This is a genomic window from Streptomyces endocoffeicus (assembly GCF_016741935.1).
Taxonomy (GTDB): domain Bacteria; phylum Actinomycetota; class Actinomycetes; order Streptomycetales; family Streptomycetaceae; genus Streptomyces; species Streptomyces endocoffeicus.
In genome coordinates this window covers 489549-510441 of record NZ_JAERRG010000003.1, presented here as the reverse complement: position 1 = coordinate 510441, position 20893 = coordinate 489549, and the positions used below count along the sequence as shown (strand labels likewise).

General features: G+C 71.9%; 14 protein-coding genes and 1 pseudogene. 3 read left to right on the top strand and 12 right to left on the bottom strand.

What is annotated here, in order from left to right; all coding sequences use genetic code 11:
• Positions 1-242: 242 nt before the first annotated feature.
• From JK364_RS12405 to JK364_RS57540, 6 genes and pseudogenes are all read right to left on the bottom strand, one after another.
• Entirely contained in the window at positions 243-2474 is a 2232-nt protein-coding gene (locus JK364_RS12405) for an ROK family protein (RefSeq protein WP_201850623.1), read from the bottom strand.
• The gene (locus JK364_RS12400; protein WP_201850622.1) at positions 2471-5581 is read right to left on the bottom strand and encodes an alpha-mannosidase; all 3111 of its coding nucleotides are present in this window, start codon (positions 5579-5581) and stop codon (positions 2471-2473) included. The genes JK364_RS12405 and JK364_RS12400 overlap by 4 nt, the downstream gene beginning before the upstream one ends.
• Before the next feature lie 330 nt (positions 5582-5911).
• Positions 5912-8371 (bottom strand): PQQ-dependent sugar dehydrogenase, encoded by a 2460-nt coding sequence (locus JK364_RS12395; protein ID WP_201850621.1) that lies wholly within the window; start codon positions 8369-8371, stop codon positions 5912-5914.
• 268 nt (positions 8372-8639) lie between these two features.
• A pseudogene (locus tag JK364_RS12390) lies at positions 8640-9176 on the bottom strand (Gfo/Idh/MocA family protein); the annotation flags it as partial.
• A 61-nt stretch (positions 9177-9237) separates the two neighbouring features.
• Entirely contained in the window at positions 9238-10524 is a 1287-nt protein-coding gene (locus JK364_RS12385; protein ID WP_201850619.1) for an enolase C-terminal domain-like protein, read from the bottom strand.
• Between the two features lie 121 nt (positions 10525-10645).
• A complete protein-coding gene (locus tag JK364_RS57540; RefSeq protein WP_201850618.1) occupies positions 10646-11440 on the bottom strand; it encodes an IclR family transcriptional regulator in 795 nt (264 codons plus the stop codon).
• 257 nt (positions 11441-11697) lie between these two features.
• Between JK364_RS57540 and JK364_RS12375 the strand changes: the two genes are divergently transcribed.
• Positions 11698-12597: an NAD-dependent epimerase/dehydratase family protein gene (locus JK364_RS12375; protein WP_201850617.1), complete on the top strand. Its 900-nt coding sequence runs from the start codon at positions 11698-11700 to the stop codon at positions 12595-12597.
• A 23-nt stretch (positions 12598-12620) separates the two neighbouring features.
• Here JK364_RS12375 and JK364_RS12370 read toward each other — a convergent pair whose 3' ends face one another.
• A complete protein-coding gene (locus tag JK364_RS12370; protein ID WP_201850615.1) occupies positions 12621-13880 on the bottom strand; it encodes a glycoside hydrolase family 99 protein in 1260 nt (419 codons plus the stop codon).
• Between the two features lie 252 nt (positions 13881-14132).
• Here JK364_RS12370 and JK364_RS12365 point away from each other — a divergent pair, with 252 nt between their 5' ends.
• Entirely contained in the window at positions 14133-14984 is an 852-nt protein-coding gene (locus tag JK364_RS12365) for a putative RNA methyltransferase (RefSeq protein ID WP_201850613.1), read from the top strand.
• Positions 14985-15017: 33 nt separating this feature from the next.
• Here the strand turns inward: JK364_RS12365 and JK364_RS12360 are convergent, their stop codons facing one another.
• The gene (locus tag JK364_RS12360) at positions 15018-15500 is read right to left on the bottom strand and encodes a molybdopterin-dependent oxidoreductase (protein ID WP_201850611.1); all 483 of its coding nucleotides are present in this window, start codon (positions 15498-15500) and stop codon (positions 15018-15020) included.
• A 140-nt stretch (positions 15501-15640) separates the two neighbouring features.
• Positions 15641-16489 carry an SLAC1 family transporter gene (locus JK364_RS12355; RefSeq protein ID WP_201850609.1) on the bottom strand — a complete coding sequence of 283 codons (849 nt, stop codon included), beginning with the start codon at positions 16487-16489 and terminating at the stop codon, positions 15641-15643.
• A 145-nt stretch (positions 16490-16634) separates the two neighbouring features.
• Between JK364_RS12355 and JK364_RS57535 the strand changes: the two genes are divergently transcribed.
• Positions 16635-17201, top strand: a complete 567-nt coding sequence (locus tag JK364_RS57535; RefSeq protein WP_201850607.1) for a CGNR zinc finger domain-containing protein — start codon at positions 16635-16637, stop codon at positions 17199-17201.
• Positions 17202-17426: 225 nt separating this feature from the next.
• On the opposite strand, the gene JK364_RS12345 is transcribed toward JK364_RS57535, so the two are convergent.
• From JK364_RS12345 to JK364_RS12335, 3 genes are all read right to left on the bottom strand, one after another.
• Positions 17427-18764: an aldehyde dehydrogenase family protein gene (locus JK364_RS12345; protein ID WP_201850605.1), complete on the bottom strand. Its 1338-nt coding sequence runs from the start codon at positions 18762-18764 to the stop codon at positions 17427-17429.
• A 231-nt stretch (positions 18765-18995) separates the two neighbouring features.
• Complete coding sequence (locus tag JK364_RS12340) at positions 18996-19670, bottom strand: response regulator transcription factor (protein ID WP_201850603.1); 675 nt, start codon at positions 19668-19670, stop codon at positions 18996-18998.
• Positions 19671-20846 (bottom strand): sensor histidine kinase, encoded by a 1176-nt coding sequence (locus JK364_RS12335; RefSeq protein WP_307841241.1) that lies wholly within the window; start codon positions 20844-20846, stop codon positions 19671-19673. It lies immediately after the preceding gene.
• Between the last annotated feature and the right edge of the window lie 47 nt (positions 20847-20893).

Sequence of the window (20893 nt, the reverse complement as noted above, 5' to 3'; positions counted from 1 at the left end):
GGGTGGGCAGGTCAGGGCCGGGGCTGGGCAGGTCGGGACGTTTCCTGTGCACGGGGAACCTCCGGGGAGAAGTGTGATTCTCAAAGGGGGTTGGGCACAGCGCGCGCCGTCGCGCCTGGGGCGCCGCACGGATGCGAGCGTCGGTGAGAGGATGGGCCGCGTCCGTTGAGCGTAAGGGGACCGTACCGAGTCGGCCCCACTTTGCAAAGCCCGTTGACAAAATCCTGTTCCCGGTCATCCGTTCACCGCCTCGTGGGCGCGGGACGGCCCGCCAGCCGCGGGGTGAACGTGGCGTGGAAGATGGTCGACGCGGCGCCGACGGCGGCGGCCTCGCGGCTGAGCACGGACCGTTCGACATCGACGCGGCGCAGTCGTCTGGCGGTCGGGAAGTCGTTGACGATACGGGAGATCTCGTCCGTGTAGAGGTCGGCGACCCCGTCCGTGAAGAACGGCCCGCCGAGCACGATCAGATCGATGTCCAGCAGGTCCACCAGGGACAGCGCTCCCCTGCCGATGGCCCCGGCGACGTGGCGCACGGCCTGCTCGGCCACCGGGTCACCGGCCCCCGCCGCCGCGCTCACCGCCCGGTGGGCCTCGCGCGGATCGTGAGCGGCGCGCGGGCCGAGGGCCATGCCGAGCCGGGCGGCCGTGCCGGGGATGGACACCGGCGGATTGCACTCGGGCAGGATCTCCGGTCTGCCGTCCGCGCCCACCCGTTCCAGGGCGACGGCGCACAACTGGCCGAACTCCCCCGCGTTGGCGCTGATCCCGCGGTGGATGTCGCCGTTGAGGAACAGCCCGGCGCCGACCCCGGTGCCCAGGTACAAGTACACGAAGTCGCGGGCGCGCCGATTCCGTCCGATCCACCGCTCGCCGATGGCCGCGGCCGAGGAGTCCTTCTCCATGACGATGGGGCAGCGGAAGCGGTCCTTGAGCATGTAGAGCAGCGGCACATCCCGCCACACCGACAGCAGCGGCGGGTCGAGGACGGTGCCGGAGGCCACGTCCACGGGACCGGGCGTGGCCACGCCGATGCCGAGGAACCCGCCGGGCCGCACCGCGCCACCCGCGGCGTCCAGCACTCCGCGGCCCAACCGGGCGACGTGGTCCACGAGTTGGTCCGGGCTCGCGGTCTGCGCGACGGGTTCCGTACGGCTGCGCACAATGGCGCCGTCCAGGTCCACCACGACCGCCGTCAGCACCTCGGGGTCGACATGGATGCCCAGCGCGTGTCCGGCGTCGCCGCGCAGCCGCACGGGTGTGCGCGGCTTGCCGGAGGTGGCCTGCCGCCGGTCGTCCTCCACCAGGATGCCGCGCCGCAGCAGCGAGCGGCAGATCCGGGAGACCGACTGCTGGGTGAGACCGGTGCGGTGGGAGATCTCGCCGCGGGTGATGGTCCCGGCCAGCCGTACCGCCTCGATGACCACGCACTCGTTGAACGAGCCGAGGTCGATCTGGTTGGCGCCGCCCCAGGACTCCCGGCGCTGGTCGCCACCGGCCCGGGAGGCGCCGGTGAAATGGGTGGCGATGGGCTCCCGGAGCCAGCGCACGGGCGGCCGCCCGCGGTCGGCGCCGGGCCGGGCCGCGTAAGCCCTGAGGGCGGCGGCCAGGTCGAGGTAGACGCGGTGCGAGGACTCCGGGTGCCGGGTGCAGTCCAGGCCGACCATGGCGCGGAGGAAGGTGCGCCAGGTGGTGCGCGCCGGAAGGGCGTGGTGGACCACTCCGGCGCGCCGCTCGGGCGGCGGCCCGCCCTTCCCGGTGTCCCACAGGGTGATGGCGTGCAGGGAGGCGCCCGGGTGGCGGCGCCGGGCCTCGCCCAGATACCCGGCCAGCCGGTCCTGGCCACGCGGCGGATCCGGCGCCGGGGACGGCGGGACCTTCAGCGCGGCCTCCACCGCCGCGTCCACCGCGGCGATGACATCCGCGCCGGGCGAGCCGCCCCGGCGCCGCTCAGGGGCGGCCGGGCGGGTGCCCACGAGCAGCAGCGCGCGGTGGGTGTCCAGGTACAGGCCGAGCACCCACACCTCGGCCTCCGGGAGCGGGGGGCGGGTGGGCACCACGGGGACGGTGGCGTTGCCGGGTGTCACCCGCCAGCGCCGGCGGATCGCGGCCACGGCCGCGTGGCTGTAGCCGAGTTCGCGGGCGACCGCGCGGGAGGCGCCGCCGCCGTCGGGCGCCAGGACCGTACGGGTGATGACCTCGGCCTCGTCGATGATGGCGGGCCGCCCGGGGCGGGGGCGCTCCCGCAGACCCGCCATGCCGGAGGCGTCGAACCGCTGCCGCCAGTGGCCCACGGTCTGCCGGGAGACATCGAGCCGCCGGGCGATCTCGGCGTTGCGCAGCCCCTGGGCGGCGAGGAGGACGACGGCGGCGCGGACGGCGCGCGGACCGCCCTCCGCCACCCACCGCCGCAGCACCCCGCGGTCCTCCTCGGGCAGACCCGTGGCGTCCACTTCCTGGTAGGGCGGGCTCACGACGCCCCGCGCGCCAGCCGGAGGGTCAGGATCTGGAACGGGCGCAACTCGAGGTCCACCAACCCGTCCCTGTGCGCCAGTTCGCCGGTGGGGTTCTCCAGGAGGTCGGTCACCCGGACCCGCTCGACGGCGAACCCGGCGGCGAGGGTGGTACGGATTCGGCCCCCTCGCGACTCGTAGAGCCGGACCACGACATCGCCGGAGCGGTCGTCGGCGAGCTTGACCGCCTCCACCACGACGCCCGGATCGCCCACGGTGACCAGCGGCGGTCCGGCGAGCCGGGTGGCGGCCGGGCGCAGCGGAAGGCTGAAGGCGTACCCCCCGGCCACGGCGTCGCCGATGTCAGCGCCGGGGCACAGCGCGTAGCGGAAGCGGTGCCGGCCCCGGTCGGCGTGCGGGTCGGGGCTGTGGGGGCCGCGCAGCAGGGTGAGCCGGAGGGTCGTGGTGGTTCCGCCGTCCTCGCGGGTGCGGCGGCTGACGTCGTGCCCGTAGGTGGAGTCGGTGAGCAGGGCCGCGCCCCAGCCGTGTTCGCCGACGTGGATCCAGCGGTGCGCCCACGCCTCGAAGCGGGCGGCGTCCCAGCTGGTGTTCTCGTGGGTGGGCCGCTCGACATGGCCGAACTGGATCTCGGACGCCACCCGTTCGGCGTGGACGTCCAGGGGCCACGCGGCCTTGAGGACGGTGTCCTCCTCCCGCCAGTCGATGTCCGTGTCGACCTCCAGGATCCGGCTGCCCGCGGCCAGGGCGAGGTGCTGCACGACCACGGACCGGCCGGTGGTGCGCGCCACGCGGACACGGGCCAGCAGCGGGCCCTCGTCGTCGAGGTGGACGGCGGTGGCGGTGTCCAGGTCGCGGTGGACGTCGCGGTACTGGGCGTCCAGGTTCCAGGCGCTCCAGCGCACCGGATCGTCCGGGTGCAGCCGCAGCAGATTCCCGGTGCCACCGGGCGCGATGGCCTCCCTGCGGGACGCGTGGTCGTACGCGGACCGGACCAGCCCGTCGGCGTCGATACGGACCGTCAGCGCGCCGTTGTCCAGGACGTATCCGCCTCCCTCGGCGGGCCGGGCGGTGACCCGTGGCCCATCGGCGGTGTCGGTGCCGAGGACGGCGGCACCGAGCGCGGGGGCCTGGGCGAACACCGCGTACCGGCCGTCGGACAGCTTCTGCGTCCGGCCGCCGGTGGCGGGCGGTGTGTCGAGGAGGACCACCTCGCGCCGCGCGTGCGGAGCGGCGTTGAGCACGGCGAGCGGTTTGGCGGGGTCCGGGGGCCCGGCGGCGCGGGCCACGATCCGCTCCAGGCCGCGGTGGATGGCGCGGTAGGTCTGCTCGGCCTGCTGATGGACCCAGGAGATGGAGGTGCCGGGGAGGATGTCGTGGAACTGGTGGAGCAGCACCTGCTTCCACAGCGCGTCGAGCGCCTCGTACGGATAGGGCTCGCCGGTGCGGACGGCGGCGGTCGCCGCCCACAGCTCGGCCTCGCGCAGCAGCGCCTCGCCGCGCCGGTTGCCGCGCTTGGTGCGGGCCTGGCTGGTGTAGGTGCCGCGGTGGGTCTCCAGATACAGCTCGCCGCGCCACACCGGCGCGTCGGGGTACTCCTCGCGGGCCTCGCGGAAGAACTCGGACGGCGTCTGGACCCTGACGCGTGGGGAGCCCTCGAGGTCGGCCAGGCGCCGGGCCTTCTCCAGCATCTCGCGGGTGGGCCCTCCCCCGCCGTCGCCGAAGCCGAAGGGGGCCAGGGAGCGGGTGCCCGCGCCCTTGTCGGCGTAGCTGGCCACGGCGTGGGCCAGTTCGGTGCCGGACAGGGTGGCGTCGCAGGTGTCCACGGGCGGGAAGTGGGTGAAGATCCGGGTGCCGTCGATCCCCTCCCACCAGAAGGTGTGGTGGGGCAGCTTGTTGGTCTCGTTCCACGACAGCTTCTGGGTGAGGAACCAGCGGGCGCCCGCGAGCGCGGCCAGCTGCGGATACGCGGCGGTGTAGCCGAAGGAGTCCGGCAGCCAGACGCCGTCGGTCTCCACGCCGAGCTCCTGGGAGAAGAAGCGGCGGCCGTGGACCAGCTGGCGCGCCAGGGCCTCACCGCCGGGCAGATTGCCGTCGGCCTCGACCCACATGCCGCCCACCGGCACCCAATTGCCGTCGGCCACGGCCTTCTTGATCCGCTCGAAGACGTACGGCTGGTGGTCGCGCATCCACGCGTATTGCTGCGCGGAGGAGCAGGCGAAGACCAGCTCGGGGTACTCCTCGGCCAGCGCGGCCATGCTGGAGAACGTGCGCGCGCACTTGCGCACGGTCTCGCGCAGCGGCCACAACCACGCGGAGTCGATATGCGCGTGTCCCACGGCGGCGATGGTGTGCGCGGAGTCGTGGGCGCGCCGGTCCAGGACCGGGCGCAGGATCTCGCGGGCCGCCGCGGCGGCCGCGGCGACCCGGCGCGGGGGCACGCAGTCCACGGCCCGCTGGAGGGCGCGCAGGATCTCGTGGCGGCGCGGCAGCCCGACGGGCAGTTCGCGCATCAGCTCATCCAGCACCTCCATGTCGTGCAGGAGCTGCCAGACGTCCTCCTCGCGCACCACGAGATCGGCGCGGCGCAGCCGGTACAGGTCGTCCTCGCCCGCGGTGAGCCGGTGGCCGTAGTGGGTGCCGATGCCCGCGCTGCCGGCGATGGGCGGATTGGCCGCGGCCTCGACCAGCAGGCACACGCTCTCGCCGCCGGCGGCGCGAGTGGTCAGCGGCACCGAGCGGTGGTGGGGGTGCAGGCCCTCCAGCGGGGTGCCGTCGGCGGTGTGGACCAGGCCCTCGGCCTGGCCGCCGGGTCCCCGGGAGAGGTCGAAGCCGAGGTCGAACAGCGCCTCCACGCGGCGGCCCGCCCAGCGCTCGGGGACCGTCGCGGTGGTCCGGAACCAGGTGGTCGACCACGGGCCGCCCCAGCTGCCGCCGGTGATGAACGGCCGGTACTCGGCGCGCAGCGCGTCGGCCACCGGCACCGGCTCCCCCGGGATGTGCCAGGCGGCGACCTCCAGCGGGAGGCGATCGCTGTAGAGCGCCGGGCGCAGGCGCTCGGCGATGAACTTCGCGATGCGCTCTTCCACGGCGTGGCGGTCGTCGTGCATGGTCGGCCCTTCCTCCTGCCCTGCCTGCCTTTCGGGAAAGCGCGCGTGCCGTTTATGTAAAACCATGTGTGTTATCACGTCAACGCTTCGGCCCGAATACCGGCGCATTGCTTTTAACCACGGTTCTGACCTGCTGTTTTACTCGGCAAAGGAAGGGGTTCGATGCCCTGTCAGGAGGAAAATGAGCGGCGTTCCATCGACTGTGTCAGATAAGAGAATTGACATCGGGAGCGGAAATGCGGCGGGGAGGAGTCGGCGTTCTCCTCCCCGCCGCGCGGGCCGTCCGGCGGTTCCCCTCGGGACCTGCGGCGCGGCCCTGCTCGTCCCGGCTCAGCCGGTGGTGAAGGTGAAGTCGTCCAGGTCGAAGAGGTTGCCCTGGCCGGTGACGCCCTTGAAGACGAAGTAGAGCGTGGTCGTCCCGGAGGGGGCGCCGCTGAGGGTGGCGCTCACGTCCTGGAAGTTCTCCCAGCCGCCGGTGCCGGGCACGGTCGCGGTGCCCAGCAGGGTCCCGGTGGGGCTGCCCGCGCGGACCTCGAGGGTGCCGCCGGGGCCGCCGGAGGAGATACGGGCCGTCAGCTTGGTGGCGTTGTTGAGGATGTACGGCTTGAAGGAGATCCAGTCGCCGTTGTCGGTGAAGCCGACCGTCTTGCCACCGTGTGCCGTGGAGTGGCTCGCCTGCTCGATGCCCTGGAACGCGGTGTAGTGCTCGGCCTGGCGGTGCTTGGGCTGGGTGACGTTCTGATCGTGGGTGGTCAGCGGGGGCTGGCCGTTCGCTCCCTTGTCGGTGTACTCGGCGTCGAAGACCCCGAAGATATTGGCGTTCTCGTCGTGTTCGCCGTCCGCCAGCGTCTGGAGGGTGCCCTCACAGCCGGTGGCGGAGGTGATGGGGTGGGCGTGGCTGTCGTGTCCGAGCAGATGGGTGATCTTCACCTTGGAGCAGTCGATGGTGCCGTCCTCCGGGTCGCTGACCTTGATCCGGTAGGGCACCTTGTCGCCGAAGGTGAACAGCTGACCGTCGCCGGGGAGTTCCAGGGTGACCGTCGGCGCGGTGTTGCCGACGGTGATGTGCACGCTCGCCGTGCCGGTCAGACCGCCGGGGTCCCTGGCGGTGAGGGTGGCGGTGTAGGTGCCGTTGGCGGTGTACGTGTGTGTCGGGTTGGCCTCGGTGGACTTGGCGCCGTCGCCGAAGTCCCAGCTGTAGCCGATGGCGTCACCGTCCGGGTCGCTGGTGCCGGACGAGGAGAACCTCACCTGGAGCGGGGCCTTGCCCGAGGTCTTGTCGCTCGACGCCTGGGCGACCGGCGCCCGGCCTCCGACGACGTTCTCGATGCGGTACAGCGCCGAGTTCGCGTCGCCCGCGCCCCATCCGGTGCCGTAGTCCAGGACGTACAGCGCGCCGTCCGGGCCGAAGGCCATGTCCATCACCTGGGTGCCGCTCCAGGGGAAGGCGTTGATGGAGCCGACCGTGCCGTCCGCGCCCTGCTCGATCCGCTTGATCCACTTGCGGCCGAACTCCCCCGCGAAGAAGTCGCCGTCGTACTCCTGCGGGAACTTCACCGGCGAGTTGAGGTTGGCGTCGTAGCGGTAGACCGGTCCGGCCATCGGGGATTCCGAGCCGGAGCCGAACTCGGGCACGGACCCGCCGTCGTAGGGGATCCAGGCGGGCTGGGCCGGGGGCAGATCGGTGAGGCCGGTGTTGTTCGGCGAGGTGTTCTTGGGCGCGGCGCAGTTGAAGGCGGAGCCGGAGGCGCCGGTGGCGAAGTCGAAGTCGATGTACGGCTGGTTCTTGCCGACGCAGTAGGGCCAGCCGAAGTTGCCCGCCTTGGTGACCCGGGCGAACTCCACCATGCCCTGCGGGCCGCGGGTGGAGCTGGCGTTGCCCGCGTCGGGCCCGTAGTCGCCCACATAGATCACACCGGTGGCCTTGTCGACGCTCATCCGGAACGGGTTGCGGAAGCCCATCGCGTAGATCTCGGGGCGGGCCTTGGCGGTGCCGGGGGCGAAGAGGTTGCCCGCAGGGATGTCGTACGAACCGTCCGCCTTGACCTTGATGCGCAGGATCTTGCCGCGCAGATCGTTGGTGTTGCCCGCGCTGCGCTGGGCGTCGAAGGCCGGGTTGCGGCTCGCCCGCTCGTCGATGGGGGTGTAGCCGTCGGAGGCGAAGGGGTTGGAGTCGTCGCCGGTCGACAGGTACAGATTGCCCTGCGCGTCGAAGTCGATGTCGCCGCCGACGTGGCAGCACATGCCACGGGAGGTCTTGACCTCCAGCACCGTCTTCTCGCTGGTCCGGTCCAGGGTGCCGTCGGTCTTGAGCACGAACCGGGAGAGCCGGTTGACGCCGTCGAACCTGGCGAAGTCCGCGGCCGTGCCGTTCTCCGGGGCGTCACCGGCCGGGGTGTTCAGCGGCGGCGCGTAGTAGAGGTAGATGAAGCGGTTGGTGCTGAAGCCCGGGTCGACCCCGACGCCCTGCAGCCCCTCCTCGTCATGGCTGTACACCGGCAGGGTGCCGGCCACCTTGGTGGTGCCCGCGGCGTCGGTCAGCCGCAGGGTGCCGTCGCGCGAGGTGTGCAGCACCGAGCGGTCGGGCAGCACGGCCAGGGACATCGGCTCACCCGTCTCGGCCACCCCCTTGGCGAGGGTGACCTGCTGGAACACGGGGGCGGCGGCCGTCCGGCCGGGGTCGGGCACCGCGTCCGCCGCCGGTGAGGTGAGCGTCAGGGTGGCTCCGGTGAGCAGCGTTCCGGCGAACAGCGCGAGGGATCTGCGCAGTCTCAGGCGTTTCCGGTGCACGGAAGTCCTCCGTATGCGGTGGGGGATACTCGCGGACGTGCTGAGCACAGGCGCGCGCCGCCGCGCCGCGGTACGGGCCTTCGGCAGGGTGGAGGGGACCCTTGTGCCCGTACTCGACACCGCCCTAGCCGTGGCCCGCCGACGCGGACGGCTCGCCCGCGAGGGGCACGGGCTCGGGACGGGAACATGTGGTGCCGACCGGCAGCGAGGTCCGCTCCCGGGCGGCGTAGCGCGGGGTGAGCATGACGTCCAGGACATGCCGGGCGAGCTCAGGTCCGGCGGTGGCCATGAAGGCGGTGGCCGCGACCGGTGTGCCGATGAGTCCGTCGTCCACGGCCCGGCGCGCGGTCTGGGTACCCGGGCCGAGCACGGTGTCCGGTGCGCGGCCGACCCGCAGCCCCGCTCGCCCGGCCGCGCCCAGGATGGCGTCGGCCTCCTCGCGGATGCCGGACAGCGGCTTCTCGCCGTACCCGTACACATGCCGTCGCGCGGCGAGCGCGGCCGGCGCCACCTCGGCGTGTGCCGCCGGGATGGTCAGGTTGAGTACGGCGTCGACGTCCTCGTGTGCCATCAGCTCGTCGGCCGACGCGGCGACGGCCACGCCCCCGGTGCTCTTGGCCACGCCCTCAGCGCCCTTGGCGGCGGTCTCGGCGGTCTCGGCAGTCTTGGCCGCGGCCTCCGCGCGGGCCCGGTTGAGGTCGGTCACGGCGGTCAGGCGCAGTCCCGGCAGCCGTGGCAGCGTGTCCGGATAGGTCCCGCTGATCTTGCCCGCCCCGACCAGCCCTATCCTCAGCGGCGCGCCCACAGCCGCCCCCTCCCGGTCGGCGACCGCCCCTGGGGCGCCCATCCGCTCGTCGCGTTCGGTGTCACGGCCTCTGCACGCTCCCGTCGGTGGTCCGCAGCAGGGCCCAGCGGTCGTGGGCCAGGGGCTCGGGCGCCGGATATCCGCGCGCGGCGCGCTCGTCGAAGTCGACGCCGAGGCCCGGGGTTTCGCGGGGTTCCATCGCCCCCAGACGCGGCACGATCGTGCCGGGGAAGACCTCCAGAACCGGCTCGCGGAAGGTGGCCGCCTCCTGGACGCCGAAGGCGGGGCTGGAGATGTCGAGGGCGATGGTGGCCGCCTGCGCCAGCGGGCTGACGTCGCCCGGACCGTGCGGGGCGAGCCGGACGCCGTGCAGCTCGCAGGCGGCGGCGAGCTTACGGGCCGGGGTGAGGCCGCCGAGCGTGGGTACCCGGATCCGGGCGAAGTCGATCAACGGTCCGGCCAGCAGCGGCAGGAACTGGGTGAGGTCGCTGAACAGCTCCCCCATCGCGAGGGGGACCGGGGAGGCGGCGCGCAGCCGCGCGAAGTGCGCGGCGTCCTCCGGGGCGAGCACGTCCTCCACGAAGTACAGCCCGGCGTCCACCACCCGGCGCAGGAACTCCCCGGCCTGGCGCGGATCGAGGCGCTCATGCGCGTCGTGCAGCAACTCGACGTCGTCCCCGACCAGTTCGCGGGTGCGGCGCAGCACCGGGGGCACCGCGCGCAGATAGCCGGCGCTGTCCCAGCGGCCGGAGCGGTCGTGGCGGGCCCGCGCCTCCCCGGCGCCGGACGGCGCGGCGCCGTAGGTGTCGGAGCCGGGCACGGCGCACTGGACGCGCACATGTCCGAAGCCCCGCTCGCGCGCGGCCGTCACCTTGTCGGCGAGCTCTTCGGCGTCCCGGCCGTCCACATGGGTGTAGGCGGCGGCGCGGTGCCGGAAGCGGCCGCCGAGGAGTGCGTAGAGCGGGGTGCCGAGCCGCTTGGCCTTCAGGTCCCACAGGGCGACGTCGATGCCGCCGAGGGCGTTGCCGGTGACCGAACCGCCGCGCCAGTAGGCGCTGTTGAGGGCCAGGCGGTGCAGGTCCTCGATGTCACCGGGGTCGCGGCCGCGCAGCAGCGGGGCGAGGTAGTCGTCGATCACGCTGCGGACGGCCAGTGTGCGCTGGGGGTCGCTGGCGCAGCCGAGGCCGTACAGTCCGGGGTCGTTGGTCTCGACCCGCACGATGAGGTACGGGCAGCCTTGAGGTGCCGTCAGAAAGGTGCGTACGGCGGTGATGCGGAGCTTGTCGCCGCGCTCCTCCACCCAGGGGGCCTGGGCCAGCGGGACGTGCGGCTCGCGGGGTGCGGACATACGCTCCCATTCCTATAGCCGAATGGCGATCGTCCATCCGAACGTAGGGAGGGTTCGGGAGCGGTGTCAATGACCGTACCGGGATATGGCCGGACCCAGATGTGCGGCGGGGCCCGGAGGCTCAGTGCTCCCCGAGGCGCTTCAGCAGGGTGCGCAACGAGTGGGCCGCCTCGGTGACATGGGCGGCGATCTCGCCCAGCCGGGCGTCGTCCATGCGGCTGCGCGGCGCCGAGCAGCTGATCGCGTCGCCGCCGCCGTGCCCGGTGCCGAGCGGGACCGCCACACAGCGGATGTCCACCGAACTCTCGCCCTCGTCCACCGCCCAGCCGCGCTTGCGGGCGTCGGCGAGCTGGGCGAGCAGCTCGTCCGGGTCGGTGACGGTGCTCGGAGTGAGCGCCGGGAGCGGCCAGTTGAGGCGGCGCTGGACCTCCGCGGCGTCGTACTGGGACAGGATCGCCTTGCCCAGCGCGGTGGCGTGCGCGGGCAGCCGGCGGCCGACCGCCGAGTACATCCGCAGGGCGTGCCGGGATTCGCGCTTGGCCAGGTAGACGACGTCCGTGTGGTCCAGCCGCCCGAGGTGGACGGCCTCGCCCGTCTCCTCGGCCAGCAGGTCGAGCACGGGCCCCGCGATTCCGGCCAGGTCATCGCTCTCCAGATACGCGGTGCCGGTCAGCAACGCCTTGAGGCCGAGGCTGTAGAGCGTTCCGGACGGGTCGGTCTCCACCCAGCGGCGCGACTCCATGGTGCGCAGCACCGCGTGCAGGCTGCTCTTGGGCACGGACAGGGTGCTCGCCATGTCGGCGAGCGAGAGCCGGGCGCCCTCGGCGCCCAGGAGTTCGAGCACTTCCAGGACGCGCGCCGCGGACTTGACGTCCTCGTGACGCCGGACCCGCGCTGCTCCCGACACCGATTCCACGCCAGCCTCCGCTCCCCGGCCCGGCGCCCGTCGGCCCCGGTCCCCGACACCTTCCGTAGCTCGTCTTGACGCTATATCACGGCAAGCCTATGTTCCGTTACTCCAACGCTATTCGGTCTTCTGAACGCTTCACATCAGGCGGGGGCTCGTATGCAGACCAGTTGTCCTCTTTCTCCTCCCTCGGGGCGTTCCTCGGGGCATTCCTCCCCGCCGCCACGGCGTGCCCGTCCCGCGGCGCTCGGCGGGGCGGTGAAGGGATGACACACGTCCTGGTGACCGGCGCCGCGGGCCACATCGGCCGCCAGGTGGTGGACGACCTGCTCCGGCACGGGTACCGCGTGACCGCGACCGACCGGAAACCCCTCGACGACCCACGCCTGGAGCGCGGCCTGACCGGGGATCTGCGCGACCGCGAGCTGGTACGGGAGGCGCTGCGCGGGGTGGCGGCACTCGTCCACCTGGCGGCGATCCCGCACCCCGACCCCGAGGATCCGGCGGGCCAGTTCACCGCCAACTGCCACACCGCCTATCTGGCGCTGGACGAGGCCGGACGCGCCGGGGTGCGCCGGGTGGTGGCCGCCTCCAGCATCGGGGCGCTGGGGCTGGCGTGGTCGGCCCACCCACGCTCGCCCGGCCGCGTACCGGTCGACGAATCACACGCCACGCTCGCCGAGGACCCGTACGGGCTCTCCAAGCTGATCCTCGAGCAGGTGGCCGAGGGCACCCACCGGCGCTGGGGCACCGACACCCTCTGTCTGCGTTTCCCCTTCACCGGCACCGGCCCACGGCTGACCCGCCAACTGGCCGCCGTGCACGCCGATCCCGGCCACCACGCGGGCGATCTGTGGGGGTGGCTGGACACCCGCGACGCCGCCGCGGCCGTACGCGCCGCGCTCGCCGCCGAGACGCACGGCAGCCATGTGCTGTACGTGGCGGCGCCGGACACCTCCTCGGACATCCCCACGGCCGAGCTGCTCGCCCGCCACCACCCCTCCGCCGAGATCACGGCCCCGCTGTCCCGCTTCTCGGGGCTGTACGACACCTCGCGCTGCGCCCGGCTGCTGGGCTTCTCCCCCGCCCACCGCTGGCGCACCGCGGACGCCGTCACGAGGGCAGCCAGATCGAGCCCGCCACCGCCACCCCGCCCACGGCGCTGAGCTACCGGTGCGGCGGCCGCGACCTACAGCGGGGCGTACTGGACCACCGGTTTCGTGGGCCGGTCGGGGGTCAGCGCGATCTGCTTCTTGAGCATCCGGCCGCCGTCTCCGGTGAGCCGGAGGTAGTAGTCGGAGGAGCAGACGGTGCCGTCCTCGTCGAGCGCCCAGATCCCCGATCCGGACGGCACCATCGACGCGTTCTCCGCCGTCTTGGCGATCTGATTGCCCTCGTTGTACTCGTCGAACATGGAGATGTAGATGCCCTGCGCGCCCACCCGCACCATGTTGTAGAACTGCCGCCACATGAAGTCGCCGTGGGCGCGCTGCCGCGACTGGGTGTCGCCGGGGAGCACACACGGCTGGTAGTCGATCCCGTTGGCGTCGCAGTCGGCCTGGTCCGGGGTGTTGACGTTCGTGAAGAAGCGGTCGGTGTCGGCGATGTTGCCGATGCGGCCCACCATCCACGGCGAGAGCATGTGGAAGGCGTGGTAGACGCCGATGTAGCCGGGGCGTGAGTCCTCGTTGCCGGACCGCCAGTGGGTGGGGACCCCGCCCATCACATAACAGCCCTGGGACGTGAACCAGTTGACGACGTCCAGGCAGTCCGCGGCCGACCAGGGCTTGTTGGCCTCGTTGAAGCCGAACCCCCAGATGCCCACCACCGGCTTGCCGTTCTGCCGGGCGTAGGCCGAGGACGCGGTGTGGGCCTTCATCTTGTCGGTCCAGTCCTGCTTCATCTGGCCCTTCATATCGAGCCAGCCGGTGGCGTCGTACATGATGTAGAACTTCCGGCCGTACCGCTCCGCCGCCGAGCGGACCTTGGTGGCCATGGCGTCGCGGGTCGGCCCCTCGGGGCTGAAGGGGTTGAACCGCTGGAGCGCGGCGGTGTCGATGTCGTACTGCTGCATCCAGCGGAAGTGGGTGTCCACGGTCTGCTGGTCATAGGACGAGAACAAGGTGGCCGGCCGGCCGTCGTTGAGGTTGTTGTAGTCGGTCTTGTAGCCCTTGGCGTAGTCGCGCATATCCGGCCAGCTGTGAATGCCCGTATTGCCCGGTGACGGCGGCCGGGACATATCGGCGGCCCAATGCCACCAGCCATTGATCGGGGCACCGTCACCCGCACAGGCGAACCAGCCCTGATAGCCGACGGTGATCTTGCCTACGACGTCACCGGGCGGACTGGCCGCGGCGGCGGTGCCCGTCGTCAGCCTGGCGGTGCCCAACGCGCCGAGCGCCGTGGCACCGAGCGCGGAACCGATGAGATGGCGGCGTGAGATACCCATGGGGGCCTGCCTTTCCGGCAGTGAGCGGCTTGTGTGGGGTGCTCGCTGCGGCGGAGCGTAATAACGCATTAACGGTTCCGCAATTTAATTGACGATAAGCCGAATTCCGGCGGCCACCGCCATCCTGGCCTCTCGCGCTATTGCGGGGAACGAACCCGCCCGCCGACCGGGGCGGGGGTGGGTGTGCGGCACCCCCGGGTCCTCCGCATAGGCTGGGGTCCTGTCAGGACAACGGCGGTAACGGGGGACACGATGCGGAAAGAGGCGGTTCGGTACCTTCACTGCCCGTACTGTTCCGGCGCCATGACGATGACCGACGGCGCGCTGCGGTGCTCGCACGGGCACAGCTTCGACGTGGCGAAGCAGGGGTATGTCAATCTGCTGCGTGGCGCCGCCAAGTTCAGCGCGGACACCGCCGCCATGGTGGCGGCCCGCGCGGACTTCCTGGCCGCCGGTCACTACGCGCCGATCGCCGGAGCACTGGCCGCGCTCGCGCGCGAGACGGCACCGGCGGCGACGGGCGGCGCCCCCGGCTGTGTCGTGGACATCGGTGGCGGAACGGGCTATCACCTCGGCCGGGTGATGTCGGAGTTCCCGGACTCCGAGGGAATCCTGCTCGACATCTCCAAGTTCGCCGCCCGCCGGGCCGCGCGGGCGCATCCCCGGATCAGCGCGGTGGTGGCCGACGCCTGGGACGAACTGCCGCTCGCCGACGGGGCCGCGTCGGTGGTCCTCAATGTCTTCGCACCGCGCAATCCGGCCGAGCTGCGGCGGATTCTGCGTCCCGAGGGTGTGCTGCTGGTGGTGACACCCCGGCCCGATCATCTACGGGAACTGGTGGCGGCGCTGGAGCTGCTGCGGGTGGGCGAGCAGAAGGACGAGCGGCTGGCGGACCGGCTCTCGGCGCATTTCACCGAGGTGGCCCGGGAGCGGTCGCGGAGCACCATGACGCTGGACCACAAGGCCCTGCCGCAGCTGGTGGGGATGGGCCCCAACGCCTGGCATCAGGAGGGCGGGCGGCTGGAGGAGCGCATCGCGCGGCTGCCCGAGCCCTGCGATGTGACGCTGTCCGTCACGCTCACCGCGTACCGCCCGCTGGTCTGACACCCGGCCCCCAGCGGGTTCCGCCAGGGGCCATCACGTCCAGACGGTGTATCCGCCGTCCACGCGGATCGCCTCGATACCGCTGATGTACCGGGCGCCGCAGCGGTCCTGGGGCAGGACGAGCTGGGGGCCCGCACGGTCGAGCGGAGTGTCGTCGATGGTGACCGCGAGCAGCACGGGGGCACGGCCGAAGTCCGGGTCGATCTCGGCCCAGGACAGCAGCGCGCGGTGGCCGTCCACGCCACGTACGGCGATCAGGAAGCGCAGCCGGTCCTTGCGCCGGGCGGGGTCGAAGCCGGGACCGGCGGCGACCAGGACGTCGTGCAGAAACGGCCCGGTGAAGCGGTGGTGCTGGATGCCGCTGGTGGCGCAGTCGAAGCTCACCTGGGCCCGGTGCTGGGGCCAGGAAAGCAGCTCGGACACCGTCAGCCGGGCGGGGCGGGTCAGATCGCCGGTGAGGGCGACTTCCGCCATCGGACCGGCGGCCGTACTGGCAGCTGCGAGGGAGTCACTCACGGCCTACCACCTCCTGGAGGAGCGTTACCCGAACACCCATCCCAGGCAAACGCACATGCCATGCCGATAGACCATGGATCGCGCCTATACCAGGGAGAAGCCCGGATTTTCCTTGCATCTGCGGCATGGCGGCATTCGACTCACCGATGGTTCGGGTGACGACCGGACCGCAGGCGCCAGAGCCGACCGCCATGGACGAGCCTCGCGGCGCCCAGGAGGAGGAAGGCACCGCTCGCCACGGTCAGCAGCGCCCAGACGGCGACCTCCCGGTCCGGCACGTCCGCCGCGTACGACCAGCGCACCAGGAAGTTCGTGGTGGCGGCCACCGGAAAGATGTAGACCCACAGCCCCGTATGGAAGGACCGCTCGCGGAGGGTCGGCAGCAGAAAGGCGACCAGGGCGAGGGTGAAGAAGAGGATGCCGGAGAATCCGTAGCCGACCCCGTCCAGGCGGCCTCCGTGGGCGGCGAGCCAGGCGCTGCCGCCCACGGCGGGCGGGATGATCAGGACGGTGAGGGTGGGCCGGGCCGGTGGCGGAAGCGGACTGCCGGTGACCAGGCTGCCGAGGATGACCGTTCCGAAGGCCAGCCAGTACAGAACCCCCACGGCGAAGGCCGCCGCCGCCACTTCGGGGAGGCGCAGCGTCGACGCGGTGATGCTCGCGATGAACGGCCCGGAGGAGACCGGCAGCAGATAGCCGGGGTGCAGGGCGGTCTCGCTGAGGGTGCCGGTGAGCCAGTGGGCGAGCAGCCGGGCGGCCACCAGCGCGGCCGCCGCGAGGAAGACCACGTAGGCCCAGCGGGCCCCTTCCTGGCCGAAGCGCGAGAAGTGGCCGGTGACCAGCATGCCGATGATGGGGACGTACGCGAGGGCGAACCCCTGGCCCGGGTGGCGCAGATCCTCGCGCAGATCGCGCCACCGGGCTCCGCCGTGGCGTACGTACGCGGTCAGCAGGACGACCCAGATCAGCCCGCTGACCGCGTACAGCACATCGCTGATCTTGGATCCACGCCGACACGGCGGAGGCCGCCGCCTCTGTGTAATGGACTAATTTTTTAGACGCTTACGCTATAGCACGCCCGGTCATCGAGGTGTAAGCCTCATTCACCAATAGACCATGTGCTAGCATGGCTGGGTGGCCAGAGAAGAACCGGAATCCGGGCGGCGGATCCCCGCGACCGCCGAGGCGATCGTGGACCTGCTCAACTCCCGGCCGCACGGCCCCGCGTGCCCGGAGACGCTCCAGGACCCCGAGACGGCGAGCGCCGTCCTGCGCCCGTTCGGCCAGCCCGCCGCGGAGAGACCATCACCGCAGCGCATGGCCAAGATCCGCGGCCTGCGCACGACCCTCATGGACATCATCACCGCGCCGGACAGCGCGGCGGCGGCACCCGGCTGGGCGCGGCTGGCCGAGCGCGCGTCTCCCGTCACGCTCCGGCAGGACTTCTCCGAGCCCGGGAAGGTGCGGCTGCGGCAGGTGGGCGGCGACCCCGTGCTCGGCGGCATCACCCTCGCGGTGGCGGAGCTCGTCTCCGACGGCACCTGGCCACGTATCCGTATCTGCGCCAATGAGCGCTGCGACCACGCGTTCTACGACACCACGCGCAGCCGCACCCAGCGCTGGCACGCGTACGACACCTGTGGCAACAAGAGCAACGTGGCCGCGTACCGGGCCCGGAAGAAGGCCCGGCCCGGCGGCTGATCCGAGAGCCGCCGGGCGGAACGGGCAGTGGGGACAGGTCAGTTCGCCGGCGGCACCACCGGGTCGTGACGGCCCGCGATCCGGGTGCCGGGCCGCGGCGAACAACACCGCGCTGGTGCCGATGCCCGGGCCCACGACATGCGGTTTCGCCAGCCCGAACGCATCGGCCAGCCGCGACCAGCCGGCGTCGTAGGCGTCCGTCGACCGTCCGGAACCGGGGCTTGATCAGCTCAGCGGGACGTCGAGGACCGCCTTGCGGTGGCTGAACGTCTCCAGCGAGTAGCGGCCGTGGTAGCTGCCCATGCCGCTCTCCCCGACACCGCCGAACGGCAGGGTCGGCAGGCTCAGATGGAACACCGGGAAGCCGAAGTTGACGGCGCCCGAGGAGGTTTCGGCGATCAGCCGGGCCCGAGTGGTGTCGTTCTCGGTGAAGGCGTAGAGCGCGAGCGGCTTGTCGCGGTCGTTGATGAAGGCGATGGCCTCGGACAGGTCGGCGACGGCCAGGATGGGCAGGATGGGGCCGAAGATCTCCTCCCGCATCACCGGCTCGTCCGGCTTGACGTCCAGCAGCACGGTCGGGGCGATGTACTTCTCGGCGCGGTCGCTCTGCCCGCCGACCACGGTGCGGCCGGAGCCGAGCAGCGCGGTCAGCCGGTCGAAGTGGCGCTCGTTGACGATGCGCCCGAAGTTCCCGGCGGCCCGCGGATCGCTGCCGTACAGCCGCTCGATCGCCTGGGCCAGGGCGGGCACCAGCGCCTGGGCCGTGTCCGGGTCGGTGAGGACGTAGTCGGGGGCGACGCAGATCTGCCCGGCGTTGGAGAACTTGGTGGACGCGATGCGTTCGGCCACCGTGGCGAGGTCGGCGTCGCGGTCGACGAAGACCGGGGACTTGCCGCCGAGTTCCAGGGTGACGGGGGTCAGATGCTCGGCCGCCGCGCGCATCACGATCCGGCCCACGGTGCCGTTGCCGGTGTAGAAGACGTGGTCGAAACGCTGGGCCAGCAGCGATGTCGTCTCTGCGACGCCGCCCTCGACCACGGCGGTGGCCTCGGTGTCGAGGTAGGCCGGAAGCAGCCGGGCCAGCAGTGCGGAGGTCCGCTCGGCGAGTTCGGAGGGCTTGATGACCACCGCGTTACCGGCCGCCAGCGCGGCGGCGACCGGGGTCAGCAGCAGATAGATCGGATAGTTCCAGGCCGAGAGGACCAGGGCGACACCGAGGGGGTCGAACTCGGTGCGGGCCGTGGTCCCCTCCGGCAGTTGGGAGACGGTGACCTCCGCGGGCTGCGGGGCGAGCCACTCCTCCAGGTGCTCGAGGTAGTCGTCGATCTCGCGGACCGTGCCGTCGATCTCGGAGCGGTCGACCTCGGCGCGGTTCTTGCGCAGATCGGCCCAGAGGGCTTCGGCGATGGCCTCGCGGTTCTCGGTCAGCAGCGCGCGCAGCCGGGTGAGCTGCTCGCGGCGCCAGGCGAGGGGTTTGGTACGGCCACCGCGATGGGTCTCCCGCAGCCGCGCCACGAGGGCGGCCGCGTCGGTCTCGGTGAAGGCGGGGTGGGTGAGGGTCATGGGGCGTCCGTTCTCCGGCGCCCGGCCAGCGGGCACGGGTGCACGACGTAAGCGTCTTTCTGATTTAGATGCTTACGTTATAGCACGCGCGACCGCGCCCTTGTAAGTTTCTTCACTTAGTAGACCATGTTCCGAGGCATCCGCTGACCGGGCGGCGCCTCGGTGCTCACCGCACCCCGGCCGTCATAACGCGGCGGGCGCGATTACCCGGCGATTGCACCGGGCTGGTCATTACTCCGCGTCGCGGACCAGGAGTGCGATCTGCACCCGGTTCTCCACCGCCAGCTTGGCGAACAGGTTGCTTATGTGCGCCTTGACGGTCGCGACGCTGATGTGCAGCCGCCCGGCGATCTCCGGGTTGCCCAGCCCGTCCGCGATGGCCCGAGCGGTATCGCGTTCTCGTTCGGTCAGGGCGGACAGCTGTTTCCGCGCGGCCTCGCGGGACGAGCTGCGAGCCGTGGCGGACTGTGGCCCGGTGGCCGCGGCGATCACCCGTGCCGTGGCCACCGGGGACAGCACGGGGTTCCCTTCCGCGACGGTCCGCACCGCGTCGATGATCCGCGCCGGCGGGGTGTCCTTGAGGACGAACCCGAGTGCTCCGGCGCGCAGTGCGCCGAGCACCAGATCGTCGGAGTCGAACGTGGTCAGGATGAGCACCCGCGGCGGCGCCGGCCTGGTGAGGAGTTCCCGGGTCGCGCTGAGACCGTCACGGCCGGGCATCCGCACGTCCATCAGCACGACGTCCGGCCGCCGCTCGTCCACCACGGTGAGCGCGGCGTCCCCGTCGGCCGCCTCCGCGACGACGCTCAGGTCCGGTTCGGCCTCGAGGACGAGTCGCAGCGCCATCCGCACCAGCTGGTCGTCGTCGACGATGACGATACGCACCGGCTCCCGATCGTTATCCACTCATGCTCTCTTTTCGTGGGTGGGGTTCGGCCAGGGTAGCCGCGCGGTGAGGAGGTATCCATGGTCGGGTGTGGGGTGGTGGTCGAGTTCTCCGCCGGCGAGGCTGATGCGTTCGGTGAGGCCGAGCAGACCGAATCCCGATGCCGGTGGTGGTGCGGTTGCCCGGGCGGCCGGGGTGTTGTGGACGCTGACGTCGAGTTCGCCGCCCGCTGTTCCTTCGAGGGTGATGTGTACGTGTGCGCCGGGGGCGTGTTTGGCGGCGTTGGTCAGTCCTTCCTGGACGATCCGGTAGCAGGTGCGTCCGACGACGTCGGACGGTGTTCCCGTCACGGTGGTGGTGAGCGTGACGTCCAGTCCGGATGTGCGCGCGTCGGCCACCAGGTCGGGGATTCCGTCGAGGGAGGGCTGCGGTGGTTCCGGGCGGCCCGGGTCGGCCCGGAGCACACCCAGGACATCCCGTAGTTCTTCCAGCGCTTGGTGGGAGCCGTCGGCGATGCCGCGGACCAGCACGCGGTTTTCCTCCGCTGTCAGGTCGCCGCGGTGATCCAGCACTCCGGCCTGCATGGCGACCAGGGAGATCCGGTGCGCGAGCACATCGTGCATCTCGCGGGCGATCCGGTTGCGTTCCAGGGCCCGTGCCTGTGCCGCTCGCGCGGTCTGTTCCCGCTCCGCGCTCTCCGCCCGGTCCCGGAAGGACCGCACCTCGACACGGCGCGCGCCGATGGCCATGCCCACGGCCACGGCGATGCCCGCGATCAGCGCCGGCAACGCGAGCGCGAGCCACAACGGGCCGGGCGGGGTCGGGTAGAACCCGCCGGAGAACTGTGACGCGGTCACGAGGGCCAGGCCGACGACCCCGCTCTCCACCGGACGGCGACGGGTGGAGAGCGAAACCAGCGCCAGAAACGCGGCGCCGGAGGCGAGTGCCGACGCGGTCGAGGCGATCGCGATCGTCATGGCGACGGCGAGCGGGAACCGCCGCCGCCACAGAAGCGCCGTCAGACAGCCGAGAGCCACCAGCGGATCACCGATGAAGAACCACGAGCCGGGTCCGGTCGCCTCCGTCCGCAGCACCACACCGGTGGAGAGCCAGAGCGGTATGCCCACTGCCGCGGCCGCCATCAGCCGCCAGGTCTGCTGCCACCATCCGAGCGGTGGCGCGACGTCCGTATTCACCTGGTCATTATCGCGACACGGTGCGGCCCGTGCGTCAGACCCGGGGG

What these genes read in the sequence shown, in the direction of transcription:
- JK364_RS12370 (WP_201850615.1), bottom strand. Translation starts at nt 13,880, where the DNA reads ATGGGTATCTCACGCCGCCATCTCATCGGTTCCGCGCTCGGTGCCACG.
- JK364_RS12345 (WP_201850605.1), bottom strand. Translation starts at nt 18,764, where the DNA reads ATGACCCTCACCCACCCCGCCTTCACCGAGACCGACGCGGCCGCCCTC.
- JK364_RS12400 (WP_201850622.1), bottom strand. Translation starts at nt 5,581, where the DNA reads ATGCACGACGACCGCCACGCCGTGGAAGAGCGCATCGCGAAGTTCATC.
- JK364_RS12365 (WP_201850613.1), top strand. Translation starts at nt 14,133, where the DNA reads ATGCGGAAAGAGGCGGTTCGGTACCTTCACTGCCCGTACTGTTCCGGC.
- JK364_RS12385 (WP_201850619.1), bottom strand. Translation starts at nt 10,524, where the DNA reads ATGTCCGCACCCCGCGAGCCGCACGTCCCGCTGGCCCAGGCCCCCTGG.
- JK364_RS12375 (WP_201850617.1), top strand. Translation starts at nt 11,698, where the DNA reads ATGACACACGTCCTGGTGACCGGCGCCGCGGGCCACATCGGCCGCCAG.